The organism is Grimontia indica, from assembly GCF_000333895.2.
GTDB lineage: Bacteria > Pseudomonadota > Gammaproteobacteria > Enterobacterales > Vibrionaceae > Enterovibrio > Enterovibrio indicus.
Map to the genome: position 1 here is coordinate 1 of NZ_ANFM02000034.1, position 22,539 is coordinate 22,539.

Annotated in this window: 17 protein-coding genes; 4 read left to right on the top strand and 13 right to left on the bottom strand. The window is 47.2% G+C overall.

Features of this window, described 5'->3' with window-relative positions; genetic code table 11:
* Window positions 1-242: 242 nt before the first annotated feature.
* Window positions 243-2,675 carry a methyl-accepting chemotaxis protein gene (locus tag D515_RS18210; protein ID WP_002540595.1) on the top strand — a complete coding sequence of 811 codons (2,433 nt, stop codon included), beginning with the start codon at window positions 243-245 and terminating at the stop codon, window positions 2,673-2,675.
* Between the two features lie 112 nt (window positions 2,676-2,787).
* On the opposite strand, the gene D515_RS18215 is transcribed toward D515_RS18210, so the two are convergent.
* The 3 genes from D515_RS18215 to D515_RS18225 all read right to left on the bottom strand — a co-directional run bounded on the left by D515_RS18215 (window position 2,788) and on the right by D515_RS18225 (window position 7,471).
* Window positions 2,788-5,769, bottom strand: a complete 2,982-nt coding sequence (locus D515_RS18215) for a methyl-accepting chemotaxis protein (RefSeq protein ID WP_002540597.1) — start codon at window positions 5,767-5,769, stop codon at window positions 2,788-2,790.
* Window positions 5,770-5,793: 24 nt separating this feature from the next.
* A complete protein-coding gene (locus D515_RS18220) occupies window positions 5,794-6,393 on the bottom strand; it encodes a hypothetical protein (protein ID WP_152442395.1) in 600 nt (199 codons plus the stop codon).
* A gap of 187 nt (window positions 6,394-6,580) precedes the next feature.
* Window positions 6,581-7,471, bottom strand: a complete 891-nt coding sequence (locus tag D515_RS18225; protein WP_002540600.1) for a LysR substrate-binding domain-containing protein — start codon at window positions 7,469-7,471, stop codon at window positions 6,581-6,583.
* 116 nt (window positions 7,472-7,587) lie between these two features.
* Between D515_RS18225 and D515_RS18230 the strand changes: the two genes are divergently transcribed.
* Together D515_RS18230 and D515_RS18235 are read left to right on the top strand one after the other, a co-directional pair.
* The gene (locus D515_RS18230) at window positions 7,588-8,499 is read left to right on the top strand and encodes a DMT family transporter (protein ID WP_002540601.1); all 912 of its coding nucleotides are present in this window, start codon (window positions 7,588-7,590) and stop codon (window positions 8,497-8,499) included.
* Between the two features lie 229 nt (window positions 8,500-8,728).
* Window positions 8,729-9,355, top strand: coding sequence for a putative periplasmic lipoprotein (locus tag D515_RS18235; RefSeq protein ID WP_002540602.1), 627 nt, complete (start codon window positions 8,729-8,731; stop codon window positions 9,353-9,355).
* On the opposite strand, the gene D515_RS18240 is transcribed toward D515_RS18235, so the two are convergent.
* Window positions 9,352-10,272 (bottom strand): LysR family transcriptional regulator, encoded by a 921-nt coding sequence (locus D515_RS18240; RefSeq protein ID WP_002540603.1) that lies wholly within the window; start codon window positions 10,270-10,272, stop codon window positions 9,352-9,354. The two genes, D515_RS18235 and D515_RS18240, sit on opposite strands and share 4 nt — an antisense overlap.
* 100 nt (window positions 10,273-10,372) lie before the next feature.
* On the opposite strand from D515_RS18240, the gene D515_RS18245 reads away from it, so the two are divergent.
* On the top strand, window positions 10,373-11,092 hold the full coding sequence (locus tag D515_RS18245) for an SDR family oxidoreductase (protein ID WP_002540605.1): 720 nt from the start codon (window positions 10,373-10,375) through the stop codon (window positions 11,090-11,092).
* A gap of 201 nt (window positions 11,093-11,293) precedes the next feature.
* On the opposite strand, the gene fbpC is transcribed toward D515_RS18245, so the two are convergent.
* The 9 genes from fbpC to D515_RS18290 all read right to left on the bottom strand — a co-directional run bounded on the left by fbpC (window position 11,294) and on the right by D515_RS18290 (window position 22,479).
* On the bottom strand, window positions 11,294-12,352 hold the full coding sequence (fbpC, locus tag D515_RS18250; protein ID WP_002540607.1) for a ferric ABC transporter ATP-binding protein: 1,059 nt from the start codon (window positions 12,350-12,352) through the stop codon (window positions 11,294-11,296).
* Between the two features lie 18 nt (window positions 12,353-12,370).
* Window positions 12,371-14,455: an ABC transporter permease gene (locus tag D515_RS18255; protein ID WP_002540608.1), complete on the bottom strand. Its 2,085-nt coding sequence runs from the start codon at window positions 14,453-14,455 to the stop codon at window positions 12,371-12,373.
* Between the two features lie 93 nt (window positions 14,456-14,548).
* Window positions 14,549-15,583: an ABC transporter substrate-binding protein gene (locus D515_RS18260; RefSeq protein WP_002540609.1), complete on the bottom strand. Its 1,035-nt coding sequence runs from the start codon at window positions 15,581-15,583 to the stop codon at window positions 14,549-14,551.
* A 70-nt stretch (window positions 15,584-15,653) separates the two neighbouring features.
* Window positions 15,654-16,958 carry an MFS transporter family glucose-6-phosphate receptor UhpC gene (gene uhpC, locus D515_RS18265; protein WP_002540610.1) on the bottom strand — a complete coding sequence of 435 codons (1,305 nt, stop codon included), beginning with the start codon at window positions 16,956-16,958 and terminating at the stop codon, window positions 15,654-15,656.
* An 85-nt stretch (window positions 16,959-17,043) separates the two neighbouring features.
* On the bottom strand, window positions 17,044-18,648 hold the full coding sequence (locus tag D515_RS18270) for an MASE1 domain-containing sensor histidine kinase (protein WP_002540612.1): 1,605 nt from the start codon (window positions 18,646-18,648) through the stop codon (window positions 17,044-17,046).
* On the bottom strand, window positions 18,645-19,280 hold the full coding sequence (locus tag D515_RS18275) for a response regulator (RefSeq protein ID WP_002540613.1): 636 nt from the start codon (window positions 19,278-19,280) through the stop codon (window positions 18,645-18,647). Before D515_RS18275 ends, D515_RS18270 begins: the two co-directional genes overlap by 4 nt.
* Before the next feature lie 343 nt (window positions 19,281-19,623).
* Window positions 19,624-20,922 (bottom strand): TRAP transporter large permease, encoded by a 1,299-nt coding sequence (locus D515_RS18280; RefSeq protein ID WP_002540614.1) that lies wholly within the window; start codon window positions 20,920-20,922, stop codon window positions 19,624-19,626.
* Window positions 20,919-21,419 (bottom strand): TRAP transporter small permease, encoded by a 501-nt coding sequence (locus D515_RS18285; RefSeq protein WP_002540615.1) that lies wholly within the window; start codon window positions 21,417-21,419, stop codon window positions 20,919-20,921. The genes D515_RS18280 and D515_RS18285 overlap by 4 nt, the downstream gene beginning before the upstream one ends.
* A gap of 73 nt (window positions 21,420-21,492) precedes the next feature.
* Window positions 21,493-22,479: a TRAP transporter substrate-binding protein gene (locus D515_RS18290; protein ID WP_002540616.1), complete on the bottom strand. Its 987-nt coding sequence runs from the start codon at window positions 22,477-22,479 to the stop codon at window positions 21,493-21,495.
* Window positions 22,480-22,539: the final 60 nt, after the last annotated feature.

Genomic DNA, 22,539 nt, shown 5'->3' on the forward strand with positions numbered 1-22,539 from the left:
TGACTACACCTGCAAAGGAACGCCGCGATCACAACGCCAGTCAAACTCGCTGAATCCTGCATCTTCAGGTTGTTTGGGTATAAGCCGGTGACACGATTCGTGCACCGGCTTTTTTGTTGCTCCAGATCGGGCTTCTTTCTCCCAGAAACCATTAAGTTAGCTTTTTCGCTCAATTGCGTGCCTCAAGAGGAATAATGGGATTTTTCAACTAGTATTCTATGAGAGGAACAGGAGTCTCAAAAATGCAAAACTCTTTCATGTCACCACTGAAACGAGCCATAAGCAGTATTTTTGGCTTCGATGCAGAACTCGAGTCGGAGGCGAACGCCAAGATCGCTGCCTTGGATAAGTCTCTCGCCATCATCGAATTTGATACCAAAGGGAATATTCTCTCAGCCAACGAGAATTTTCTGAAAGTGATGGGTTATACCCCGGACGAAATCATCGGAAAACATCATTCCTTGTTCGTGGAAAAGGCATTTGCCAGTTCCAGTGAGTACAGGGATTTTTGGCAAAGACTGTCAAACGGTAAGTCAGTGTCTGGTGAGTTCAAGCGAATTGGCAAAAACGGTATCGATGTCTGGATTCAGGCAACTTATAACCCTGTTTATTCGCCCAAAGGAGGCGTCGTGAAAGTGGTGAAATTCGCGACCGATATTACTCAGGAAAAAAATAAGAACCTCGACACCTTGGGGCAGATTAAAGCCATTAACCGCAGTCAGGCGGTGATCGAGTTTGACCTTAAAGGCAATATCCTGCGTGCCAACGAAAACTTCCTGGGTGCGATGGGGTACACCGAAAAAGAGGTGGTGGGCAAACACCATTCCATGTTCGTGGAACCTGCGACGGCACAGTCTGGAGAATACAAAGGCTTTTGGGCAAAACTGGCCAAAGGTGAATACCAAAGTGCCGTATACAAGCGTTTTGCCAAAGGCGGCAGAGAAGTTTGGATCAGTGCTTCGTACAACCCAATTTTCGATGACAATGGTAAACCATTCAAAGTGGTGAAGTTCGCGACAGATGTGACCGAACAGAAGATGCGTAATGCTGATTTCTCTGGTCAAATCCGAGCTATTGGGAAATCGCAGGCTGTGATTGAATTTGAGCTGGACGGCACCATTCGCACCGCCAACGAAAACTTTCTTAACACTGTAGGCTACACACTGGAAGAAGTGCAGGGTAAACACCACTCGATGTTTGCCCCCCCAGGATTGAAAAACTCCCGGGAGTACAAAGAATTCTGGAAATCGCTTGCGGCGGGTGAATTCTTTTCCGGGGAATTCGAGCGCGTCGGAAAAGGCGGCCGCCAAATCTGGATTCAGGCTTCTTATAACCCGATTTTTGACCTTAACGGTAAGCCATTCAAAGTCGTGAAGTATGCGTCTGACATTACCGATCAAAAACTGAAAAATGCCGATTACGAAGGCCAGATTGAAGCGATTGGCAAATCTCAGGCAGTGATTGAATTCAACATGGACGGCACCATTCGCCACGCTAACGAGAATTTCTTGGCAGCGATGGGATACTCCCTGAGCGAAGTGAAAGGGCGTCACCACTCCATGTTTGTTGACCCTGAATATAAAAACTCAGCCGAGTACAAAGCCTTCTGGGACAAACTCAACCGCGGTGAGTATGAGTCTGCCGAGTTCCAGCGCTTTGCCAAAGGTGGCAGGGAAATTTGGATTCAGGCTTCATACAACCCCATCTGCGACGCCAGTGGCAAGCCATTCAAAGTGGTGAAATACGCCACAGACATTACCGCTAAAAAGCGGGCAGTGGCAAAAATCAGTGCGTGTTTGGTGTCTCTGTCGAAAGGGGATTTGAGCGTATCTATTCCTTCAAAATTGGATGAAGAGTTTGAACCTGTCAGGGAAGCACTGAATTCCACCATCGAGCGATTGAACGAGCTGGTGGTGGATATCAACCGCACGGCGACGTCTGTCAGTAACGCTGCCCGCGAAATCAAGGTGGGTACCAGTGACCTGAGTGATCGCACTGAATCGCAAGCGAGTAGCCTTGAAGAAACTGCCGCCAGCATGCAGGAAATGACCTCTACGGTGCAGCAAAATGCCGATACATCGCAAAGCGCCGTTAAGCAGGCCAGCGAAGCTACCAAAAAGGCTGAGCGAGGCGGCTCGGTGGTGGAAGATGCGGTCAACGCCATGGCTGAAATTGAAAACTCCAGTAAGCAGATTTCAGACATCATTGGCGTTATCAACGAGATTGCTTTCCAAACTAACCTGTTAGCACTGAACGCCGCGGTAGAAGCAGCACGCGCTGGTGAGCAAGGCCGTGGATTCGCGGTGGTGGCCGGTGAGGTGCGTAACCTTGCCCAGCGAAGTGCCAAAGCCTCGGTGGAAATCAAAGACCTTATCAATGCCAGCGTTAACAAGGTCAAAGACGGTACACAACTGGTGCGTGAGTCGGGTGAGAACTTGGTAGAAATTGTGGATGCTATTCGCAGTGTATCTTCCATGATCGACAACATGAGCACGGCAACACAGGAACAGTATCAGGGGATCGGTGAAATTAACCGAGCGGTCACCGAAATGGATAACATGACGCAGCAAAATGCCGGGCTTGCTGAAGAAGCAACCGCGGCGAGTGAAAACATGCTGGTGGAAGCAGAAAACCTGCAGGAGCTTGTCAGGTTCTTTAAAACCCGCAGCGCCTGATCTTTCGCGGATAACTAAATAAGCCGGACTCATGTCCGGCTTATTTATTTGTTGCGTATCTTATTGACGAGCTCAGGTTGTGGAAGCTCTCTGCATCTCGTCGTCTCAACGTCTATTTGTCGTTATCGCCGTCATAGAACTCGAATTCAATGTCGTCGTCATCGTCTTCCACATCGTCTTTTGCCTTCGATGCGAACTGGAATTTTGGTTTTGAGGGTGGGCTTTGCACCTCGATATCGTCATCCAGTTCGCGATAGCTGTCATCACTGAATTCGAGGAAGCCATCATCCTCGTCGTCAAGCTCCTCTTCAAGAAGGGAAGCGTCTTGCTCTTCTGGCAGGTCAAAGAAGGCGACCATTTCCGTCATGTCTTGTGAAAGGCTCCACATGCCTTCACTGGCGGTGGTGACTTGCTCGACCAGCGCTGCGTTCTTCTGGGTGACGCTGTCCATTTTGGTGATCGAGATATTCACTTGCTCTATGCCAACACTTTGCTCTTGGGCAGCGTCAGAGATTTCTGCCATTTTGCCGCCCATCTCTTCCACCATAGAAACGATTTCTGCCAGAGTCTTTCCTGAGTTGCTGACGTATTCTGCCCCGACTTCCACTTTCTTGTTGCTGGCTTCAATCAGCTCTTTAATCTCTTTGGCTGCGCTGGCAGAGCGTTGAGCTAAGTTTCTGACCTCACCTGCCACCACGGCAAAACCACGGCCTTGTTCACCTGCTCGTGCCGCCTCAACAGCAGCATTGAGCGCTAGCAGATTTGTCTGGAAAGCGATCTCATCAATCACGCCAATAATCTCCCCAATTTCGCTACTGGCTGTACTGATATCTTCCATGGCGTTGATAGTGCGGGTAATGGCTTGACCGCCTTCTCGGGCTTTAGCCCGTGCTTTCATGCTGACCAGTTTGGTGGAAAGTGCGTTTTCAGCGCTCTGTTTCACTGTGCTGGTCATTTCTTCCATTCTGCTCGATGTTGCCTGCAGTGAGGTTGCCTGTTCGTCTGTGCGAAGGCTCAGATCCTGATTCCCTGCCACAATTTCCCGTGATGACACAGAAACCGTCCCTGCTGTTTCACGGATACGACGGATCACATCGGTGAGCTTGTCGATGGTCTGGTTGGTGTCTTTCTTGAGTTGGCCGAGTCGACCTGTGTAGTTTTTATCCATGCGCTCTGTCAGGTTACCCTGCGCCATCGCCGCCAGTATGCGCTGCATGTCTGCCAAGGAGTCATCGATGTTTTTGGTCAGGGTGTTGAGCCCTTCAGCGAGGTTGTAGAAAAATCCCTGTTTTCCTGTCATCTCAATGCGGGCACTGAAATCGCCCCGCGCCGCCGCGGATATTACATTGTCGATTTCCCGTTCAATAGCCACTTCACTCGTGCGGTCAGTCCATTCGATCACTGTGCCTATGCGTTCACCCTCATCGTCAAACATCGGCTGGGCGCTGATAGCCATCACTTTGGTGCCGACAAAGAATTCACTGGTGAAGGTTTCTGAGACGTTTTCCAACACTTGTCGCTGGTGGTGTGGGTCCTTGTGGAACAGGTCGATGGATTGACCGACCACCGAATCAGGGTCGAAGTCTGGAAGTTCTTGCCTGAAATCGTCCGCGGCAGTTTGCAGCATCTCTTTCGCGGCGTTATTCAGGTAGATGACCTGGTGTTCACTGTCAGACATCATGATGTTGTTCGAAACGCAATCCAGCGCTTGTCTGACTCTGGCGTTCTCTTCGGCAATGGTTCGTGCTTCCTGCTCAAAAGCCTGTTTAACAAACTCTGCCCTCTCGGCGTTTTCCAATGACGCGTTGGTGGCCTCTTTGATTGAATGCAAATCGCCCTTGTAGTCGCCGTTGATGCGAAGGCTCAAGTCGCCTTCCGCAATGCGTTCCATGACCCTGTTTATCTCGCTGAGCGCGTTTTGGGTTTCTGTCATTAGCGTATTGAATGCTTTGGCGGATTGGCACACTTCATCTGAGCCCCTGACGGGCAGACGGATGGAGTAGTCGCCTTCCCTTGAAACGGCTTTCAAGCTTCGGGTCATGTTGATGATAGGGCGCGTCACTGATCGGGTAATGGTCAGGGCGATGATTGCCCCCACGACGACGCCAATAATACCGGTAAGCTTTAAAACCTGTGTGATGGAGGCGTTCATTTCCGCCAGTTGCGCAACTTCTTTATTAAGCTGTGCCCGTTGCAGGGCATCCAGGTCTTGCACCAGTTGCTGTGAAAGTACAGAGAGGGGAGAGGCTTTGGTTCCCAGCAGATACTGCGACATATTCCAGCGTTTTGACTCACGTATTTGATACATTTTGTCTACGTCATCGGCAAAGCGGTCACGCAGCGGTGAATAGCTGTCAAAGAGCTCCCGTTGCTCTCGGGTTAGCAGGTAACGTTTACTTTCAATGTCATAGAAAGCGCCACTGTTCGCGGTCCAATGCTGGATATAGGTGGCTTTGTAATTCTGATCGCCACTGATGAGATATGAGCGGGCTGAGGCAAAAGCGAGAGAAAGTGAGGCACTTGAGTGGGCAAAGACACCAAGCAACTTCTTTCTCTCAGGTGTAGACGGTAGAGATTGTTCCAGTTGGGCGAGTTGATTGATGTCATCAAGCATTCTCATCGCGACGGGAGAAATATCCAATTTGAACATCTTCATCGCGGGTTGCTCATCTTCGGTATGGGCAATTTGTTCTGCTTCGTCCTGAGCATTTCGGTACTGTTTCAGGCTGACTTCCAGCGCGGACAGTTTTTCGGCATAGCCCATGATATGTTGATTGTTTAACGTATTTTCTTTGAGGACGGCCATTTGCTGGTCAATGCTGTCCCAAACTTCCTGACGCTGTGTTTTCAGCTTTTCATCGCCCAGCACCAGATATCCGCGCAAAATGGCAAGAGACTTATTGATTTCCCCTACCAGACCGCTGGCAGCCAATGTGCTGGGAAATGTTGAATTGACCAGCTCATTTTCCAATGCCTGCAGGTTGCGTAATCTGTCATTTGAGATGACCACGGCTGTGACAAGAATGGCAAGGATTAATCCAAAGCCAAATGCCAAGCGTTTACCTATCGTGATGCGAAATATTTTATGGTTCATCTTTGCTCACTCTATCTGCTGCATTTACTCGCTAAGGAGAACAATCAGTTTGCGGTCGATCAGGTCGACCATGGCATAAACATCTGACGGTGTTTTTGGGCGCTGATAAGTCCGGTTGCTGTAGAAGTCACCAAAGCTGTTTTCGGGTTCCATGACGGAAAGGGTGGCGGCAATGGTGTCAAGGCAGGATCCGGCCAACAGAAAAACTTCAGCGGGGATGGCCTGGGCTTTTTCACGGGTGACACGTTCAACGAGATCGATGCCGTAGTCGTCGGCGAGTTGGTCAATGCGGTTGGCTAGTTGGCTCAGGGCGACGAAGACCTGCTCGGGTGTGTAGCCCTGCACGGGAATGATTTTTCTTGGCAATGAAGAGGTGAGTTCAGGTTTGTATCGGTAGGCATAGTGCATCACGATGGCATCAACATTTTTAACCAGCGAGAACACCTCGGTAGGGGTCAGCTCCCCGTAACGGTCCGAATAACCATAGGCCTTGGTGTCATGTGTATTCGCAAAGGCTGGGCACGCCATAAAAATCACAAGACTTAGATAGCAGGCTGTAACCCACCTGCCAAAACACGGCATCTGACAAAGCATCTGGTTCTTTAATTGCAGCACTTCTTTCATCACCACATTTGCCATTTCTGAGATTGATACGATTGAATCAATAACGTGACTTTGGTCCACATTTAAGTCTAGACCGATATGGCAAAACGTGTGGTAGCAGGCTTTTCTCTAACTCCCTGTTTATGAAAGAGTCCCTGGTTGTTGAAGAGTAGGGGAAGTGCGGAAGTTTGAAAAACAAAAAGCCGCATTAAAAAGCGGCTTCGTCGGCAGCGGCAATTTGCTGTAGCCAGCGCCCCAGTTTCAAGATTTCTGGCTGCCTTGCGCGGTGTTTTTTGTAGACGAAATAGAGGCTGTCTCCGGTAGGAATTTCATGCAGGGGAATACGTACCAGCTGTTCGCGGTCTATCTCGTTCATAAAGTAGTGGTTGAGCAGGGTGACGCCATGGGAATAGCGCGCCGCTTCTGTCGCGAGCAACATATGGCTGAAGGTGTGAATTTTTACGTCTCTGGGCAGTGTGTAGCCTCCGACCTTACACCACTCTTTCCAGTCGTTTTCCATCAAGGATCTTACAGACAGCAAAGGATATTCCCAAAGCGCATCAGGCAAGGGTTTGTCTTTGATTTGTTGCCAGATTTTGGTGCTGCACACAGGGTAAATGTATTCGGTATACAAAAGCTCGTATTCGTAGTTTTTACCGGGCGCAAAGTCGGTGATAAAGCAGTCGCCCATTTTGTCTGAGAGATCCGGGCGATGAGCGTACATCTCGAGGGAAAGATCGATTTCAGGGTGCTTGGTGCGAAAATCTGAAAGTTGGGGCATGAGCCATTTCACCGCAAGCGAGCTAAACACGGCCAGACGAAGATTGCCAGAAACCCCCTCTCGAACCTGAAGACTGGCGCGGGCAATGGCCTGGAGTGGGTCGCCAATATCGTCATAGTAACGTTGCCCCACCGGGGTTAAGTGCAAGTTCCGACCCTGGCGTTCAAAAAGGGACTCTCCCAGAAAATCTTCCAGTAAACGGATCTGGTGGCTGACGGCACTTTGGGTCACGTTCAAAGACTCTGCTGCGCGCGAGAAGCTATTCAAGCGGGCAGTGGCTTCGAAATATTGAACGGCTCGGAGCGGTGGAAGTTTCATTATCTAAAAAACTCATAGAACCTGAATAATCATCATTATACGTCATGAAAAACTGCCGCTACTATGAGGATTCTGTGAGCTATGTTGCTATTTCTCGCTTAAAGGAGGTATTAGGTATGCGCAATATCTCAGTAGGTTTCGCCATGACGTTGCTGGTGATAGGAAACCTCAGCGCAACGTTTTCCGATGCGCTGGTCAAAACCATGGAAGGAGGGCCAGACGGCGCCATCTTCCAGTTCGCGCTGTTTCGTCAGGTATCTGCCGTGCTCATTTTGCTGCCTTTCTGTTTGACGGCACCTGTGAAGAATTTGACGTTGGGACTGAAATGGCACGCACTGCGCGCGCACATTTGGTTGCTTGGTGTGTTCTTTGCGATTGTGGCACTCACGACCATGCCACTGGCAACAGCGAATGCGATTTTCTATGCGGCACCCTTGATCATGCTTCCGCTTGCGGCGATCTTTTTGAGAGAGAAACTCTCAGTAGCATCTATCATTGCTGCCGTGGTGGGGTTTATTGGTGTATTAATTCTGGTGCGTCCAACCGAGTTTAGCTGGGCGGCGATGTCCGCACTGATTGTGGCTGTCACGCTGGCCATCAACAACCTGTTGATCCCGAAAATTCCACGCGTTCAGACGGTGCCACAAACTCTGCTGCTGCATAACCTGATTGGTATTCCAGTGGCCTTTGCATTGGCACTTTATGAAGGTATGCCGTTCAGCCTGGACTTGTTCTGGCGCGCCGCTGGCTCGACTGCATTCATTCTGGTTTATGCTGCGACCTGTGTGATCGCGTATCGCGCAGCGGAAAGCAACAAGATTGCCAGCGCCGAATACAGCGGCTTGGTGTGTGCGGTTGGTGTGGGTTTGGTTTTCTTCGGTGAAGTGCCAGACATGCTGATGGTGGTGGGTACGACCCTGATTTTTGTACCTTTGCTGTGGCTGGCAGGACGTGAGAAACGAAAGTCCCGCAAAGCCAAAGCGGCTGCAATGGCAAAAGCGCCAGAAGAGATTGCTGAGCCAGCATAACTGAACGAAGAACAGAGAACCTAAAACGCTCCCCCGCTTGCAAAACCGGGGGAGCGTTTTTTTATGCCCAGCCGCAAAATGAAATGCATTTTTCTTAATTTGAATACTGGAAGGTGAAATGCCGGGCAGATTGGTTGAACTGCCAGAAGACAGTCAATAAAGTGAGGTAAAACAAAAGAAAAGTGAGGGTAGGGATAACTCCTTCACACGGTTGGCAAAGGAATCTCTCATGTATAAATACGTCTTCGCAGCGTTATTGCCAGTGATCTTGGCTGGCTGCTCGTCTTCAGAAAAACCGACCTTTGATATCGCGGCTCAGCAGGAGAAAGAGCAGGACGCCGCGAAAAAAGGAGAAGTGCTACCGGAGCCCGCTTCTCTGTATTTTGTCAGTAGCAACGACTCACAAGACTACGATCCCGAGTGGGACGATACTCAAAAAACTAACCAACAGAAGCTGCTCATTGCCAACGGCGACCATGAAGTCACTCTCTTCACGGATCATCTGGAATGCAAAGACCCGATGGGGCTGAGCATGGAAAGTCTGGGCACCAAGAGCATGACCATGCCGCGGGGCGAGAAAGTAACGTTGAATGTGTCTTTCCACGCTAACAGCTTTGCCGCGGGTGGTGCGTCTTGTGTGAACACCTTTACCTTCAACGTCGATGAAGGGAAAAGCTACACAGTGAACCATAAATTCAGCTTGGAAGACGGCCTATGCACTGTGTCGGTGTTTGACGATGAAGCCAAAACCGCGATTGATGTGTTTGCCCGCAAAGGCCCTTACCTTTGTACTCCTGAAGATCTGAATGAAGACAACGCAGCCCAACGTATTGAGTTGAGCGCAGGCCGCTTCTAATCCTTTAATTTCGCCGGAATGTTAGCGACCAAGTAACTAATGAGCGCTTTCAATCTGGCGGGTTGGTGCCGATCTCTGTGATACAGCAAATAGAGTGGCACCTTATCCACCTTCCATTCCGTAAACACCGACTCGAGTTTTCCTTCTGCTTCATAAGACGTGCAATACAGCGCGGGCAAGCGACAAATCCCATTCCCTTGAAGTGCCGCATTTAAAAGCACATGACCGTTTTTACATTGTAAATGGCCGTGAACTTCCACATCGGTATGCTGCGCTGGGTCGTCGGATTTCACGTATCGCCACTTGGAGACAGACCCGGTCAGACAGTCATGCTGCTGCAGTTCTTTGGGATGTGATGGCCTACCTTTGCGTGCGAAATAGTCCGGAGAGGCGTAGGTGCCTATCTTGATTTCTCCCAGCTCACGGCCAATCAGCAATGAATCTGCCAACGCCCCCATTCGAAGCACTAAATCAAAACGGGACTGTACCAGATCAACCCGTTCTGAGCTGAAATCAAGCTCGATGCTGATCTCCGGGTTTTCGGCGCAAAAGGCATGAATCACATCGCCAATCAAAGACTCTCCCAAGATACCGCCAACACAGTTCACCGCAATATGGCCTCGCATCTGATCAGCATCATTGCTGGCGAGAGTTATCGCTTCATCCAGTTGCGACAGCGCTGCTCGGCAACGACTAAAGAAGGTTTCTCCTGCCGCGGTTAAGCGCTGAGATCGGGTCGTACGGATGATCAGCTGTACACCCAACCTGGCTTCCAATTGGCTTAACTGGCGAGACATATGGGCGCGGGAAGCATTCAGCGACTCTGCGGCTTTCGAGAAGCTACCGGTTTCTGCGATGGCTACAAAGGCGCGGATGTCACTCAGGCTTTCGCCGAGGATTTCTTTATTGGTGTTCATTTGGTAACACTGAGTTTTATTGTGACATATATATCAACAATGATGACTTATTTAGAATGCAGCCTCAACCAAAACAACAAGGTCTTTGAGGAAGAACATCATGAAAAAGTTGGCTGTCATTACAGGTGCAAGTTCAGGTATCGGTGAAGCGATCGCAAAACAACTGTCCGCACTGGGTCACCCGCTGCTGCTGGTGGCGCGCCGTGTCGAGCGTTTAGAAGCGCTGAACCTGCCAAACACCCTTTGTCGTAAAGTCGATGTGACTGACAAAGCCGCATTCGAAGCAGCAATTAAAGAAGCCGAGGCGGAATACGGCGAGGTAGACCTACTGGTGAACAACGCAGGTGTGATGCTGCTGGGTGATGTGGCAACACAAAATGCCGCAGAGTGGCAAACCATGTTCAACGTGAACGTGGTTGGCTTGCTGAATGGTATGCAGGCCGTGCTTGAACCGATGAAAGCGCGCAACGGCGGCACCATTGTAAACATCAGCTCAGTGGCTGGCCGCAAAACCTTCCCGAATCATGCGGCTTACTGCGGCACTAAATTTGCGGTTCACGCGATTTCTGAAAACGTGCGTGAAGAGGTGGCGGATGCCAATGTTCGTGTCATCACCATTGCTCCTGGCGCGGTAGAAACCGAGCTGCTTTCCCATACCACCAGTGATGAAATCAAAGCAGGTTACGACAGCTGGAAAGACGAAATGGGCGGCGTTCTGGCTGCAGATGATATCGCCAGCACTGTTTGCTATGCGTATTCCTTCCCACAAAACGTGTGTGTGCGCGAGATTGTCATCACCGCTACCCGTCAGCAGCCTTAAGAGACTGATCTAGGTAATATTTCCAAAAAGCCACCCTTGCGGATGGCTTTTTTGTTACCCGTACCCGAGGAAGATCGCTGGAAGAATTAACGATATTGCAGGCACAAAGGTGATGATAAGCAATGTGCTCATAAAAACAGCCCCTTAGGCAAAAGATAGCTATTTCCTTAATGATAACCCGACAGACAAGATAGATGACGTTTAACTGACTTCTGGTGGAAGCAAGAAAACACCTTTAGGAGCGATTTCTAAGTAAACATGATCGGCAAAAGATGGGTCAAATTTGGACGAGTTGATCTGAAGGAGGAGTTCATAGTCTTTCCATCTCACCATGACTTCGTACATAGAGCCCATATACGCAACACTCTCCACCTGGCACTGTTGAGACGCTTCCCCATCGTTTTGTAGCGTGATTGCTTCTGGGCGGACACCAATCTGATACTGGCCTGGTTCAATTCCAGCTACTTTGCCCTTTTCTACCGGAAATTGATACCCACTTATGTTGATTTGCTCACCGTCAAACACGCCCTCAAAGATGTTTACTTCTCCCATGAAGCTAGCCATAAACATGGATGCCGGATATTTATACAAATCAATAGGAGACCCCTGCTGCATGATGTCTCCATCCTTCATTACAATTACTGTATCTGATACAGCAAATGCTTCAGACTGGTCGTGGGTTACATATATTGAGGTAATGTTAAAACGTTTTTGAAGGTCGCGAATGGTCTCACGCATATTGCGGCGTAGGTTGGCATCTAAATTACTTAAGGGCTCATCGAAGAGCAGCACTTTAGGTTTCAGCACGAGTGCACGAGCGAGAGCAACGCGCTGCTGCTGACCACCGGAGATTTGGTCAACGTAGCGCCCCCCAAAGCCTTCAAGGTCTACCAATTTTAAGGCTTCATTCACTCGGCGGAGGATTTCCTCTCTTGGCAGGCCGAGCATTTTTAGGCCATATGCTACGTTATCGAAAAGTGACATATGTGGGAATAAAGCGTAGGACTGGAAAACCATACAGATATCTCTGTCCTGGATCGACGTATTCGTGACATCTTCACCGTCGATAAATATTTGTCCTGAAGTTGGCTTTTCTAAGCCTGCAACAAGGCGAAGAGCGGTGGTTTTTCCGCAGCCGGATGGCCCAAGTAATGTCACGAGTGATCCTTTTTTAATTTCAAGATTCAACTCTCCAATCACCGTTTTATCTCCAAAACGCTTGCAGACATTTTTGAGTACTACATAGTTTTCATTTTCCATGAATAAACTCTCCAAACATTACTCTTGTTTTTTGGCTTTGGAACGAGAGATCCGCGCTTCACCAACAAGAAAATCAAAAGCTAAGATGATAACGAGCATCACCACTATTAAGATTGAGCCGTATGCGATGGCAATACCGTATTCGCCATCCTCCACTCGGTTTAAAATATACGATGTAGCAACACGCGTTTCGGGCGTTACAAGGAAGATGATCGCGCTTACTGTCGTCATTGCTCTGACAAAGCTGTACACCATGGTTGATAATATCGCCGGTCGCAGCAATGGTAGTAGGATGTTCACGATGGTCTTGAATGAGTTAGCGCGCAGGCTGAGAGATGCTTCGTCCAGTGATTTGTCTAACTGACCTAACCCTGCAATGCCAGAGCGTATACCCACAGGTATATTGCGCATTACCATAGAGATCACGACTATTGCTGCAGTACCAGTTAGGTAAACCGGTGCGTCGTTAAACGCTAAGATATATGAGACACCAGCAACGGTACCTGGTACCGCGAAACAGAGCATTGTGGTGAATTCAATGACTTTCTTACCGTGGAACTGCTGGCGTGCAACGATGTAGGCAATGAGTAGGCCAAAAATTGCTGTTAATGGTGAGGCAATAGCTGCGTAGGTTAATGTGGTTAGAAATGATGGCCATGCCCCTTCTCCGATCCCCATGCCGAATAGATTGATATAGTTTGCAAAGGTAAGGCTGTAATCTACTCCCCAGTTAACGGTAAAACTACCGAATATGATGCTTCCATAGAGCAGGACGTTAAATGCCATCCACACGTAGAGCATACCTGATACTAGGGCTTTGAGCGTGCTTGGAAGGGGTTGTACTTCTCCTCGATAGGACTTACCGGAAACTGTCACATATGACCTCTTCCCGATCCAAAGATACTGTACGACGAAAATAGCTAGAGAAAACAGCAATAAGACTGCGCCGAGAGTACTGGCGGAGGCATAATCTAGCTGTGCACCAGCTATATAGAAGTAGATTTGAGTGGCTAGAACGTCAAAGCTACCTCCGAGTACTAAGGGGTTACTGAAATCCGCCAGCGACTGAACAAAGATTATTAAAAAGCTGTTGGCCATTGCAGGCTTGAGTAATGGTATGACGACCTTAAAAAACGTCTGGTATCGATTGGCACGCAGTGTATAGGAGGCTTCTTCGAGTGATGGATGTAGCGATTTCATCGCGCCATCAAGGATCATAAATGACATCGGTGAAAACGCGAGCACTTGTGCTAAACAGATCCCTGTAAAACCGTATAACCAGTTGGTTTGGGTCAAGCCGAAGCTGTCCGCCATCAACTCGGTAATATAGCCAGATCGCCCCAGCATTAGCGTTACACCGAGGCCAACGACAAACGGTGGAGTGACTATCGGCAATATCGAAAACACCCTTGCGATAAAAGCACTGCGCTTTGCTATCCGGCTGGTGTAAATAGCAAAAATGAGACCGAAGAAAGTAGCCCCTATACCGACAGTTGTGCCTAGCATAATGGAATTTAGAATAATTTGAGTGATCTGAGCTTGTCCTAAAATTTCTAAGAACTGCCAAGGAGTAAATGCTCCCAGATCATTCTGAAACATAGGAATAAAGATAGAGATACTCGGAAAGATAATAAATGTGGTGATTAGAAGCACGATGGTGATAATTGATCCAATCACAAAAGTATCACCGCCTAGATATTCTAGACGTGAAAATGCTAGGGTCATAATGGCGCCAAGTACAATGAAAAGCGCAATCGTGGCATAGCCCAAGCCTTGTTCTGTATACCATGAAGAAAGCACCACAAAAAGCATGCAGAAGGCACTAAATCCGATATCTAAGTAGTGGCGCTTTTTGGCGTGCTTATCTAAGGGCGAAATAGGCCGTATAAGCAGTATGGCTGGTATGGAGAACCATATCCATGAGATGTTTACGCTGCTCCAGCCCATTGCGTCATGAAATTCTTCAGAAGTAGATTCAAAAAAACCCCAGTCTAGAGAAAAAATAGGTAGAAGGATAAAGGCCACTGGTAGAATCATTATCCAATAAAATACAGGATCCCGTTTTGCAGTAATGGTATGGCTGCATTCGGTAAGTTCGTTCATTGTTGGTACCTGAATACTTGAAGGCGTTAGGTGCAGGCGCCAAGGCGCTGCACCTCCAGAAGTTAATATTTGGCAGGAAATCTACCGGTCAGATCACTGACCTCTTTTAACTGTATTTACCCATTTATTAATCAATCGCTTACGTTCAGCGGAATCACCATACTTGCTCATGTCATAATTGATGAGGTTCAGTTGTTTCGGATTAAGCGCACTTGGTGACTGCTCGGCGGTTGTATTCGTCAATATCTGGAATGTTTCTCCTTTCTTCCAAGCTGTTTCCTGCCCTTCTCTAGAGAGCACGAAATTAAGAAATTTCTCGGCGTTGCTTAAGTTTCTGGCACCTTTGAGAATGCTCACTCCCCCAATCTCATATCCAGTACCCTCACAAGGTGATATAAGCTCCAAAGGCGCTCCTTTGGATAGCTCCAATGAATAGTCATGCAAAAAGCCAATACCTATTGCAATTTCACCGCGAGCAGCATTCCTTGATGGCGCGACACCAGATTTAGTGTATTGAGAAACGTTTTTGCCTAGTTCTTTAAAGTATGAAAAGGCTTTTTCTTCATCCCAGAGCTGAATAAAAGTTGCAAGAGCGGTGTAGGCAGTACCTGAACTTTGTGGATCAGCAATCTGAATTTCGTCTTTATAGATAGGTTTGGTTAAATCTTTCCAACAGCGTGGGATAGGCAACCCTTTTTCTGCTAGTCGGTCTTTGTTAACTCCGAAACCGAGAATACCCATGTAAACTGCGGAAGAGTAATTACCTTTCCGCTTTGCTGGATCTCGAAATTCTTCCATGATGAATTTGAGCTGGGGTGACTTATATGCATGAAGCAGATTCATTTCGCCTGCTTGAGATTGAGGATCGAGCGTACCGCCGTACCAAACATCTGCACGAGGGTTTTTCTTTTCTGCTTCGATTTTAGCTAATGTACTACCTGAACTGCTTCGTATGAATGATGTGTCGATATCGTACTTTTCTGAAAATGCTTTTGTTGCTGCTTCGCACATAGTATTAGTTGTACTGCAATATACGACTAAGCGTCCTTCAGCTGTAACGTGAGATGTAAAAAATATCGATCCAAGAATGCTGGTTATAAGTGGGTAATGTTTTAATCTGGCTTTCATTGCTATTTCCTGTTGTTGTTCCGACCTACTAGGGCCGGTTTTGAATACCAACGAGAGGGAATATGATTGTCTAAGTATCGGCAGTCCCTGCCCGTTGTTGTACATTTAAGAAAGGCAAAATCAGCAATCCGATCGACGCAGAGCAGAGCGTGATAACTGCAAAAAAGCCTTCCCAACTAAAACTCTCTATCACTACCGCAAGCGGGTACCCAGAGAGGGCTGCGCCAAGATAGCCAAACAAGCCAACAAATCCGGTTGCTGTGCCTGCGGCATCTTTGTGTGAACACTCGGCCGCTGACATACCAATCAGTAACTGAGGACCAAAAACAAAAAAGCCAACTGAGAATAAACAGCCTGATAAAACCCAAATGTTATTGAGAGGTGTCAGCCATAGCGCCGCAACAGAAACGAAAATACCTAGCGAAAAAATTAAAATCATGGGTGCACGATTACCTTGAAAAAAACGATCTGACCCCCAGCCTCCTAGGAGTGATCCGAAAATTCCACCCACTTCAAACATAGATACCACAGTGTTAGCAGTAATTAACTCGTATTCGTGGCGTTTGATAAGATATAAATTTCCCCAATCATTAATCGCAATACGGACGACATAGACTAAAAGATAAGAGCCACATAGTAGCCATATGTACTTATTGAAAATCACATAGGTACTAATTATTTTTGTAAATTTTAAATGCTGGCCCTCTCGTTCTTGCTGTCTTTCTAATTCATCATTTCGCCAATCTCCTACACTTGGTAGTCCAAGGCTTATTGGCTTGTCTTTTAATCTAAAACAGAGAATGGCTCCAACAGTAATTGCAAATATTCCTATAGCAATGAAACCGCTACGCCAACCCCAATTAACAACAATTACGGCAATAGATATAGGTATAATCACTCCACTTAGGCTGTGACAAGTATTCCATATAGACCACCAGAAACCCCGTTCAGATCGTGAATACCAGTGTGTTAATATTTTTGCACACGGTGGCCAACCCCAGCCTTGAAAAATTGCATTTAATACCCAGAGAATAGAAAAAGTAGCAAGTGAAGAACTAAATCCGAATAAGATATTAATAATGCCTGTAGCAATAAGACCCAATCCCATAAAATAACTTGGCTTACTTTGATCGCTAACAATTCCAGAAAGAAACTTAGAGATCCCATATGTTATGTAAAAGAGGGTCCCTAGTGTACCGAAATCAGCAGTACTCAGCTCGAGTTCTTCCTCCATAATAGGCATTGTAAAACTTAGGCTCTTTCGAGTGAAATAAAATACCCCGTAGCCGATATACATAGCGACCATTAGATGTATACGCCAATAGGTATATATTTCATTTATTTCTTGAGAACTAAACCTATTTTCTGAAGTCATCGCTTCCCCTTAGGAACTCAAATCATATTAATTTTAAAATAAAGGAAATAAATCAGACTGATTTATAAATTAATAGGAAAAATTCCTAGTTTTGATCGTTTTCGTTGAGCCTTATAGGTAATTTAACTGTGATTTGGCTACCGTTTTTATTGCTGTGAATACTGATGTTCCCCCCAAGTGCTTGAATTCTCTCCTCAACGCCCTTTAGACCATGACCTTTTGATCTCCAATTTTCTGGTAGCCCAATCCCGTTATCTTTTAGTTCTAAGACGAACTGACTACCAGGAAGTAGGGTTAGGTATACGCGAGTGGCTCCAGAATGTTTGCAGATGTTATTTAAAAGCTCTTGAGTAATGCGATACAGGGTAACAGCAACCACTTCATCTAACTTTTCTTCTTGTATTCCAAAGGTTAGCCGAAAGCTTATGTCTCTCTCTTTAAAGCCCATTTCATCTACGAGTTGGCGGATGGCCTCTTCAATACCCATTTCATCTAAAATTTGGGGGCGTAGCTGATTAAGAAGTTGACGAGTAGAGGAGTGAATTCGCATGGCCATATCATTAATTGTGATAGCCACTTTCTTAGCATCAGGTGTCAGTGCCAGTCGTTTTGCCAACATACTCTGGATTTGAATGGCAGTGATGTTCTGACCAATTTCGTCGTGCAACTCTCTGGCCAGTGATTTTCTGATGCCTTCCTCTAAGTGAACGAGTTGTTGGGCCAAAAGGTTCTTTGATTTTAGTTCCTTTTGTAAATTTTTATTTACGATCTGTAGCTTATGGGAAAGCTGGTATTGGCGACTGATCCCGATACCAAGTCCTAATCCGATCACTGCTTGAGTGAAAATAAAGCTCTGTAATTCCAAAACTGTATCAAAAGGTCCCGATAGGTGTTTCGCCGTGGCAAGTAAGATACTGTTCATTACCGAAGCTAACACTGCACCTTGCCACCCGTAGCGATAGGCCATAAAAATATTAGGCAGCATAAAAATGAGAAGGGCTTGTGGCTTCATATCCTCGAGTAAAACCAGCTCTGCAAACATACCAACACAGAAAAAGAACATGCACCAAACAATCGCTGAAGGACGAAGCACCACTCCCTGATTAATTAAAACCGGACTTAGAGGCTGCCAAGCGTGACGAAAAACATAGTCGTAAAGAAGGTAAAAGAAGGGTACCAAGAGGATACCGCCCGTTAGGGCTGAAACAGCACCACTCAGCGCGTAGCTGACTTCCCAGCCAAGTGGCTTACTCAATAAAATTAATGAGATACCACAAATAGTCGAGTAGAAAAAAACCAGATAGCAAAGCGCCACGATTCGTACCCAATAAACATCTAGATCCTTCCATATGTTTCGAAACGCAATAGACAGCGTATGCCCGACAACTGAAAAAAATAACAGGATTAAGGTAGAGCCAGGCTCATCAAGAAGAAATATAAGAAAGGCGATAAGTCCCATCTCGCCAAGAGTATATAAGGGTAGGAAGTGTCGGGCACTAAGTACATGAGCTGCAAGCTTTAATCCTGAAGGCAAGAAAAGGGCTGACAAGATGAAATCGGTGAGAAAGTACTGGCTAATATTCCAGAGACAGAACCAACTGATTAGATACAAAAACAAAGCAAACACATACACAAAACCTTTCGTGGATATGTTGACTAGAGACTGACGGGTTAGCTTTGTTTCATTCATAGAGGGTCATCATCGAGTAACTTGTGTTGTAGAGCAAAGCGAATCAAATCAACATTGCTTGATAGCCCTAACTTACTGAGGATATTAGCTCTATGGACGTGAATTGTTTTATGACTAATATAGAGCTCCGCCCCGATTTTTTTTACATTCTTTCCTAGAATGAGGTGTTCAAAGACCTCTCTTTCCCTTTTTGTTAGAGCCTGCAATACATTTGGTTCTACTGAGGCATTGCTTAAATTGATAAGTGCGTCAGTACAGAGATAGTGATCTCCTTTGGCTACAGTGCGTATAGCGGTAACAAGTTCTTCTGGACCACAACGTTTTGATAGATAGCCATATGCACCTACTTCAAGGGCTTTTTTAACAAAAGTAGCCGAATCATAAATACTCAAAATAATTGCCTTAAAATCTGGCTTCTTTGTACGTATTTTCTCAAGCAATACTAAACCACTTTCATCCGGCATGGACACATCTATAATTGCGACATCCACATCTGAGACTGAGAGTGAGTGAAAGGCTTCCTTTGCACTACCAAATTCACTATGTACTTCAATATCATCTTCTACCGACAACAATTGAGAAAAGCCAGATCGAACTACTAAGTGATCATCAACAAGTGTTACTGAAATCATAATGGAATTCCTAAAGAACATGAAAAGATAGTCGCAAAATCAAGTAGCATAATCAAAAGTAAATTATGATACTGAGATTGTAAGAGTAAGTAGCTACGTGATAATGAGGTAGGATCTACCGTTAGATAATAATTTTGGAAATAGGAGTCTTTTAGATTATTTAAAGTACTTTTATTTTTATATGATTAATGAATGGTTTTTATACCAAGAGACGTCAACTGAGAACATTTAACATTAATAGGAAATTTATGTGTTTAGACGAACTATTTAGTCAATCGCTGGATAGATACAAAAGCCACCCTAACGGATGGCTTCTTAAAGGTATTTCGTTATCGCTTGTGGACTACCCGTACCCGAGAAAGAGCGTAGGGAGTATCAGCGATATTGCGGGCACAAAGGTAATAATGAGCAGAGCGGCAATCAGTACGCATACCCAAGGCAGTATCCGACGGGCTATTCGTTCAAAAGGAATCTCCCCGACTTGAGCGGCCATGAACAGATTTGCCCCCAAGGGTGGAGTGACAAATCCGATGGCAAGCGCCACGATCATCACAATCCCAAAATGCACCAAGTCCACCTGAAGTTTGGTCAATACAGGCAACAACACTGGCGTCAGGATAACAATGGATGCAAGAGTTTCGAGGAAGGTGCCGATGATCAGGAGCAATACCAGAATCGCCACCAACACCAGATACTTGTTTTCTGTGATGGAAAGTACGAACTGCGCGAGTTCAGTGGGAATTTTCTCCAGCGCGATGATGCGACCGAACGCGACTGATGCACCGATGATCACCAGCACCGCTGATACCAACATGGCCGATTCCAGCATGATCTTTGGCAGTGCCTTGAGCGGTAATTCGCGATAAACCAGACAAGACACCACCAAGGCGTAGACGACCGCCACGGCAGATGATTCTGTCGGCGTGACGATGCCGCCGTAGATACCGCCCAGAATCACCACGGGCATAATGAGTGCGAGCTTGGCCTCGTTAAGCACATGAAAGATTTCCTTCCAGGTGGGAGCCGGACGCAACTCTGTCATGCTCGTTTGAGTGGCTTGCTTGCGGTAGAAATAGTTGTAAGTCATCAAGGTTAACGCGATGACCAAACCCGGCAGAATACCCGCCATAAAGAGCGCGGTGACTGAGACACCGGCCGCGACAGCATACACAATCATGACCACAGAGGGTGGGATCATCACACCCAAACCTCCGGCACTGGCGACCATTGCACCAGCATAGGCACGGTCATAGCCACGTTTCACCAAGGCTGGAATCATGGCCAACCCGACTGCTGCCACAGTGGCAGAGCCTGTGCCTGAAATGGCTGCGAAGAACAGACATGCCATGATGGTCACCGTACCTAAGTCCCCCGGCGCACGTCCGAACAGGGTATCGGCGACTGCGATTAAACGCTTGGAAATACCGCCTTTACTCATCACATTACCTGCCAATGTAAACAACACCACAGCAATCAGGGTGAAACTGTTGATGCCACTGACAAGTCCTAGCGCATAGAGGTCGGGTTTTAAAAACGGTATGTACATGATTGCCACGAGAGAGGCTGAGCCCAGCGCAATGCCGATGGGCACGCCAATCAGGAACATGACAAAGAAGCTAAGAAAGAGGATGAGAGAGGTCATTGTGGCATCTCCTCATTCTGGTACATGGAGATATCGCCACGTACCCCAATCAGATAGAGAGAGTAAAGCAAACGCAGCGCACACAGTAGACCGGAAAAAATGATCGCTGCATAAAGCACAGACGTTGGCCACTGGGTGGCAGATAAGGTTTTACCCCGGGCAATGGCTTGCTGGGTGATCTCGATGCCCAATACGCAGACCGTGATGGAATAAATCAGGAAAATCGACTCACTGACAAGCAAGATCATGCGCTTGAACTTAGCGGGAAACTTATCGATAAAAAACGTCACGCGCATATGCCTGTGCTCACGAATGGCATAGCTGATGCCAAAGTAGATGAGATACACAAAACAGATCCTTGCGATTTCGTTGGCAACAACGATGGATGTCGAGAAAGCGAAGCGCGCTATGACGTCCGCAAAAACCATGATGATGATAGTGAGCAGGCTGGCGACAATCACCGTGGGCTCAAAGTATTTCTCAAGAGCTCGGAACATACTGCCTTCCTTGTGCTTTTCTTGCTGGGTTTGGGATAGAAGCGGGCTTAAGCCCGCTTGCTAACAGGGAGGGTTATTGCGGGTTCAGGTTCGACATGAACTCGTCATAAAAGTCGCTACCGACTTTCTGTCGGATATCCTGCTCAATCGCTGCATTCATGGTTGCCCCCAAACGCTCACGATCTGCCAACGGAAGTTCGTTCACCTTGAGCCCTTTTTCTTTCAGAGCGGCCAGCGTTTCGTTGTTGGTCTTCATGGTGAGGTCACGCTCAAGCACGATGGTTTCACGGGCGACTTCGTCGATAAGCTTGCGGTCTTTATCACTGAGATCGTTGTACCAATCCAGGTTCGCCATCCACAGCTCAGGCCAATAGATGTGGTTGGTCAGGGACACGTAATCCTGCACTTCGAAGAAGCGTTCTACGAGCATGGAAGACAGTGCACTTTCCTGACCGAAAATCAGGTTCTGTTGAAGGGAGGAATAAATCTCACCCCATGCCAGCGCAATCGGTACGGCATCCACAGAGCGCCACGCTTTAATCGCGATAGGGTTGTCTGCTGAACGCATTCGTAGACCTTCAAAGGCCTCATAGCTGTCGAGCGGGGCGCGGTTGTTGGTAAAGCTTCGAAAGCCCAGTTCCATAAAGCCCATGGACTTGAGGCCCTGCTTTTCCATGGCTTTAGCGAGTGACTGACCTGCCTTTCCGTCGAGTACATTACGCGCGGTGTCTTCATCTGCAAACAGCAAAAACTGGTCAAGCACAGCAAGCTCGTTAACGGTGGAGGAGAGATGCACTGACGCGCCAGTGGCCATGGTGATATTGCCGGATTGAACCAGCTCGGTCATTTCGCGCACTCCACCAAGCTGGCCGCCTGGATAGATTTCCACTTCAATCTCGCCGTTAGAGCGTTTTTCGATTTCCTTTTCGAAATACAACAGCGATTGGTGGATGGGTGACACTTCAGGGGTGGCATGGCCTATTCGAATCGTGGTGTCGGCAAAGGATGCGGTAGAGGTGAGTAGCCCGGCTATGACAGCGATCATCAGTGACAACTTCATGGTGTACTCCTTGTGTTTAGCCGTATTGCGTTGATTGTTAGGAAACGGGCAGCAATATGC

Excerpts from the sequence above, each read along its gene's own strand:
- D515_RS18270 (WP_002540612.1), bottom strand. The coding sequence starts at position 18,648 with ATGAATGAAACAAAGCTAACCCGTCAGTCTCTAGTCAACATATCCACG.
- D515_RS18220 (WP_152442395.1), bottom strand. The coding sequence starts at position 6,393 with ATGAAAGAAGTGCTGCAATTAAAGAACCAGATGCTTTGTCAGATGCCG.
- D515_RS18285 (WP_002540615.1), bottom strand. The coding sequence starts at position 21,419 with ATGTTCCGAGCTCTTGAGAAATACTTTGAGCCCACGGTGATTGTCGCC.
- D515_RS18255 (WP_002540608.1), bottom strand. The coding sequence starts at position 14,455 with ATGAACGAACTTACCGAATGCAGCCATACCATTACTGCAAAACGGGAT.
- D515_RS18235 (WP_002540602.1), top strand. The coding sequence starts at position 8,729 with ATGTATAAATACGTCTTCGCAGCGTTATTGCCAGTGATCTTGGCTGGC.
- D515_RS18245 (WP_002540605.1), top strand. The coding sequence starts at position 10,373 with ATGAAAAAGTTGGCTGTCATTACAGGTGCAAGTTCAGGTATCGGTGAA.
- uhpC (WP_002540610.1), bottom strand. The coding sequence starts at position 16,958 with ATGACTTCAGAAAATAGGTTTAGTTCTCAAGAAATAAATGAAATATAT.
- D515_RS18260 (WP_002540609.1), bottom strand. The coding sequence starts at position 15,583 with ATGAAAGCCAGATTAAAACATTACCCACTTATAACCAGCATTCTTGGA.
- D515_RS18215 (WP_002540597.1), bottom strand. The coding sequence starts at position 5,769 with ATGAACCATAAAATATTTCGCATCACGATAGGTAAACGCTTGGCATTT.
- D515_RS18230 (WP_002540601.1), top strand. The coding sequence starts at position 7,588 with ATGCGCAATATCTCAGTAGGTTTCGCCATGACGTTGCTGGTGATAGGA.
- D515_RS18280 (WP_002540614.1), bottom strand. The coding sequence starts at position 20,922 with ATGACCTCTCTCATCCTCTTTCTTAGCTTCTTTGTCATGTTCCTGATT.
- D515_RS18290 (WP_002540616.1), bottom strand. The coding sequence starts at position 22,479 with ATGAAGTTGTCACTGATGATCGCTGTCATAGCCGGGCTACTCACCTCT.
- D515_RS18210 (WP_002540595.1), top strand. The coding sequence starts at position 243 with ATGCAAAACTCTTTCATGTCACCACTGAAACGAGCCATAAGCAGTATT.
- D515_RS18275 (WP_002540613.1), bottom strand. The coding sequence starts at position 19,280 with ATGATTTCAGTAACACTTGTTGATGATCACTTAGTAGTTCGATCTGGC.
- D515_RS18240 (WP_002540603.1), bottom strand. The coding sequence starts at position 10,272 with ATGAACACCAATAAAGAAATCCTCGGCGAAAGCCTGAGTGACATCCGC.
- fbpC (WP_002540607.1), bottom strand. The coding sequence starts at position 12,352 with ATGGAAAATGAAAACTATGTAGTACTCAAAAATGTCTGCAAGCGTTTT.
- D515_RS18225 (WP_002540600.1), bottom strand. The coding sequence starts at position 7,471 with ATGAAACTTCCACCGCTCCGAGCCGTTCAATATTTCGAAGCCACTGCC.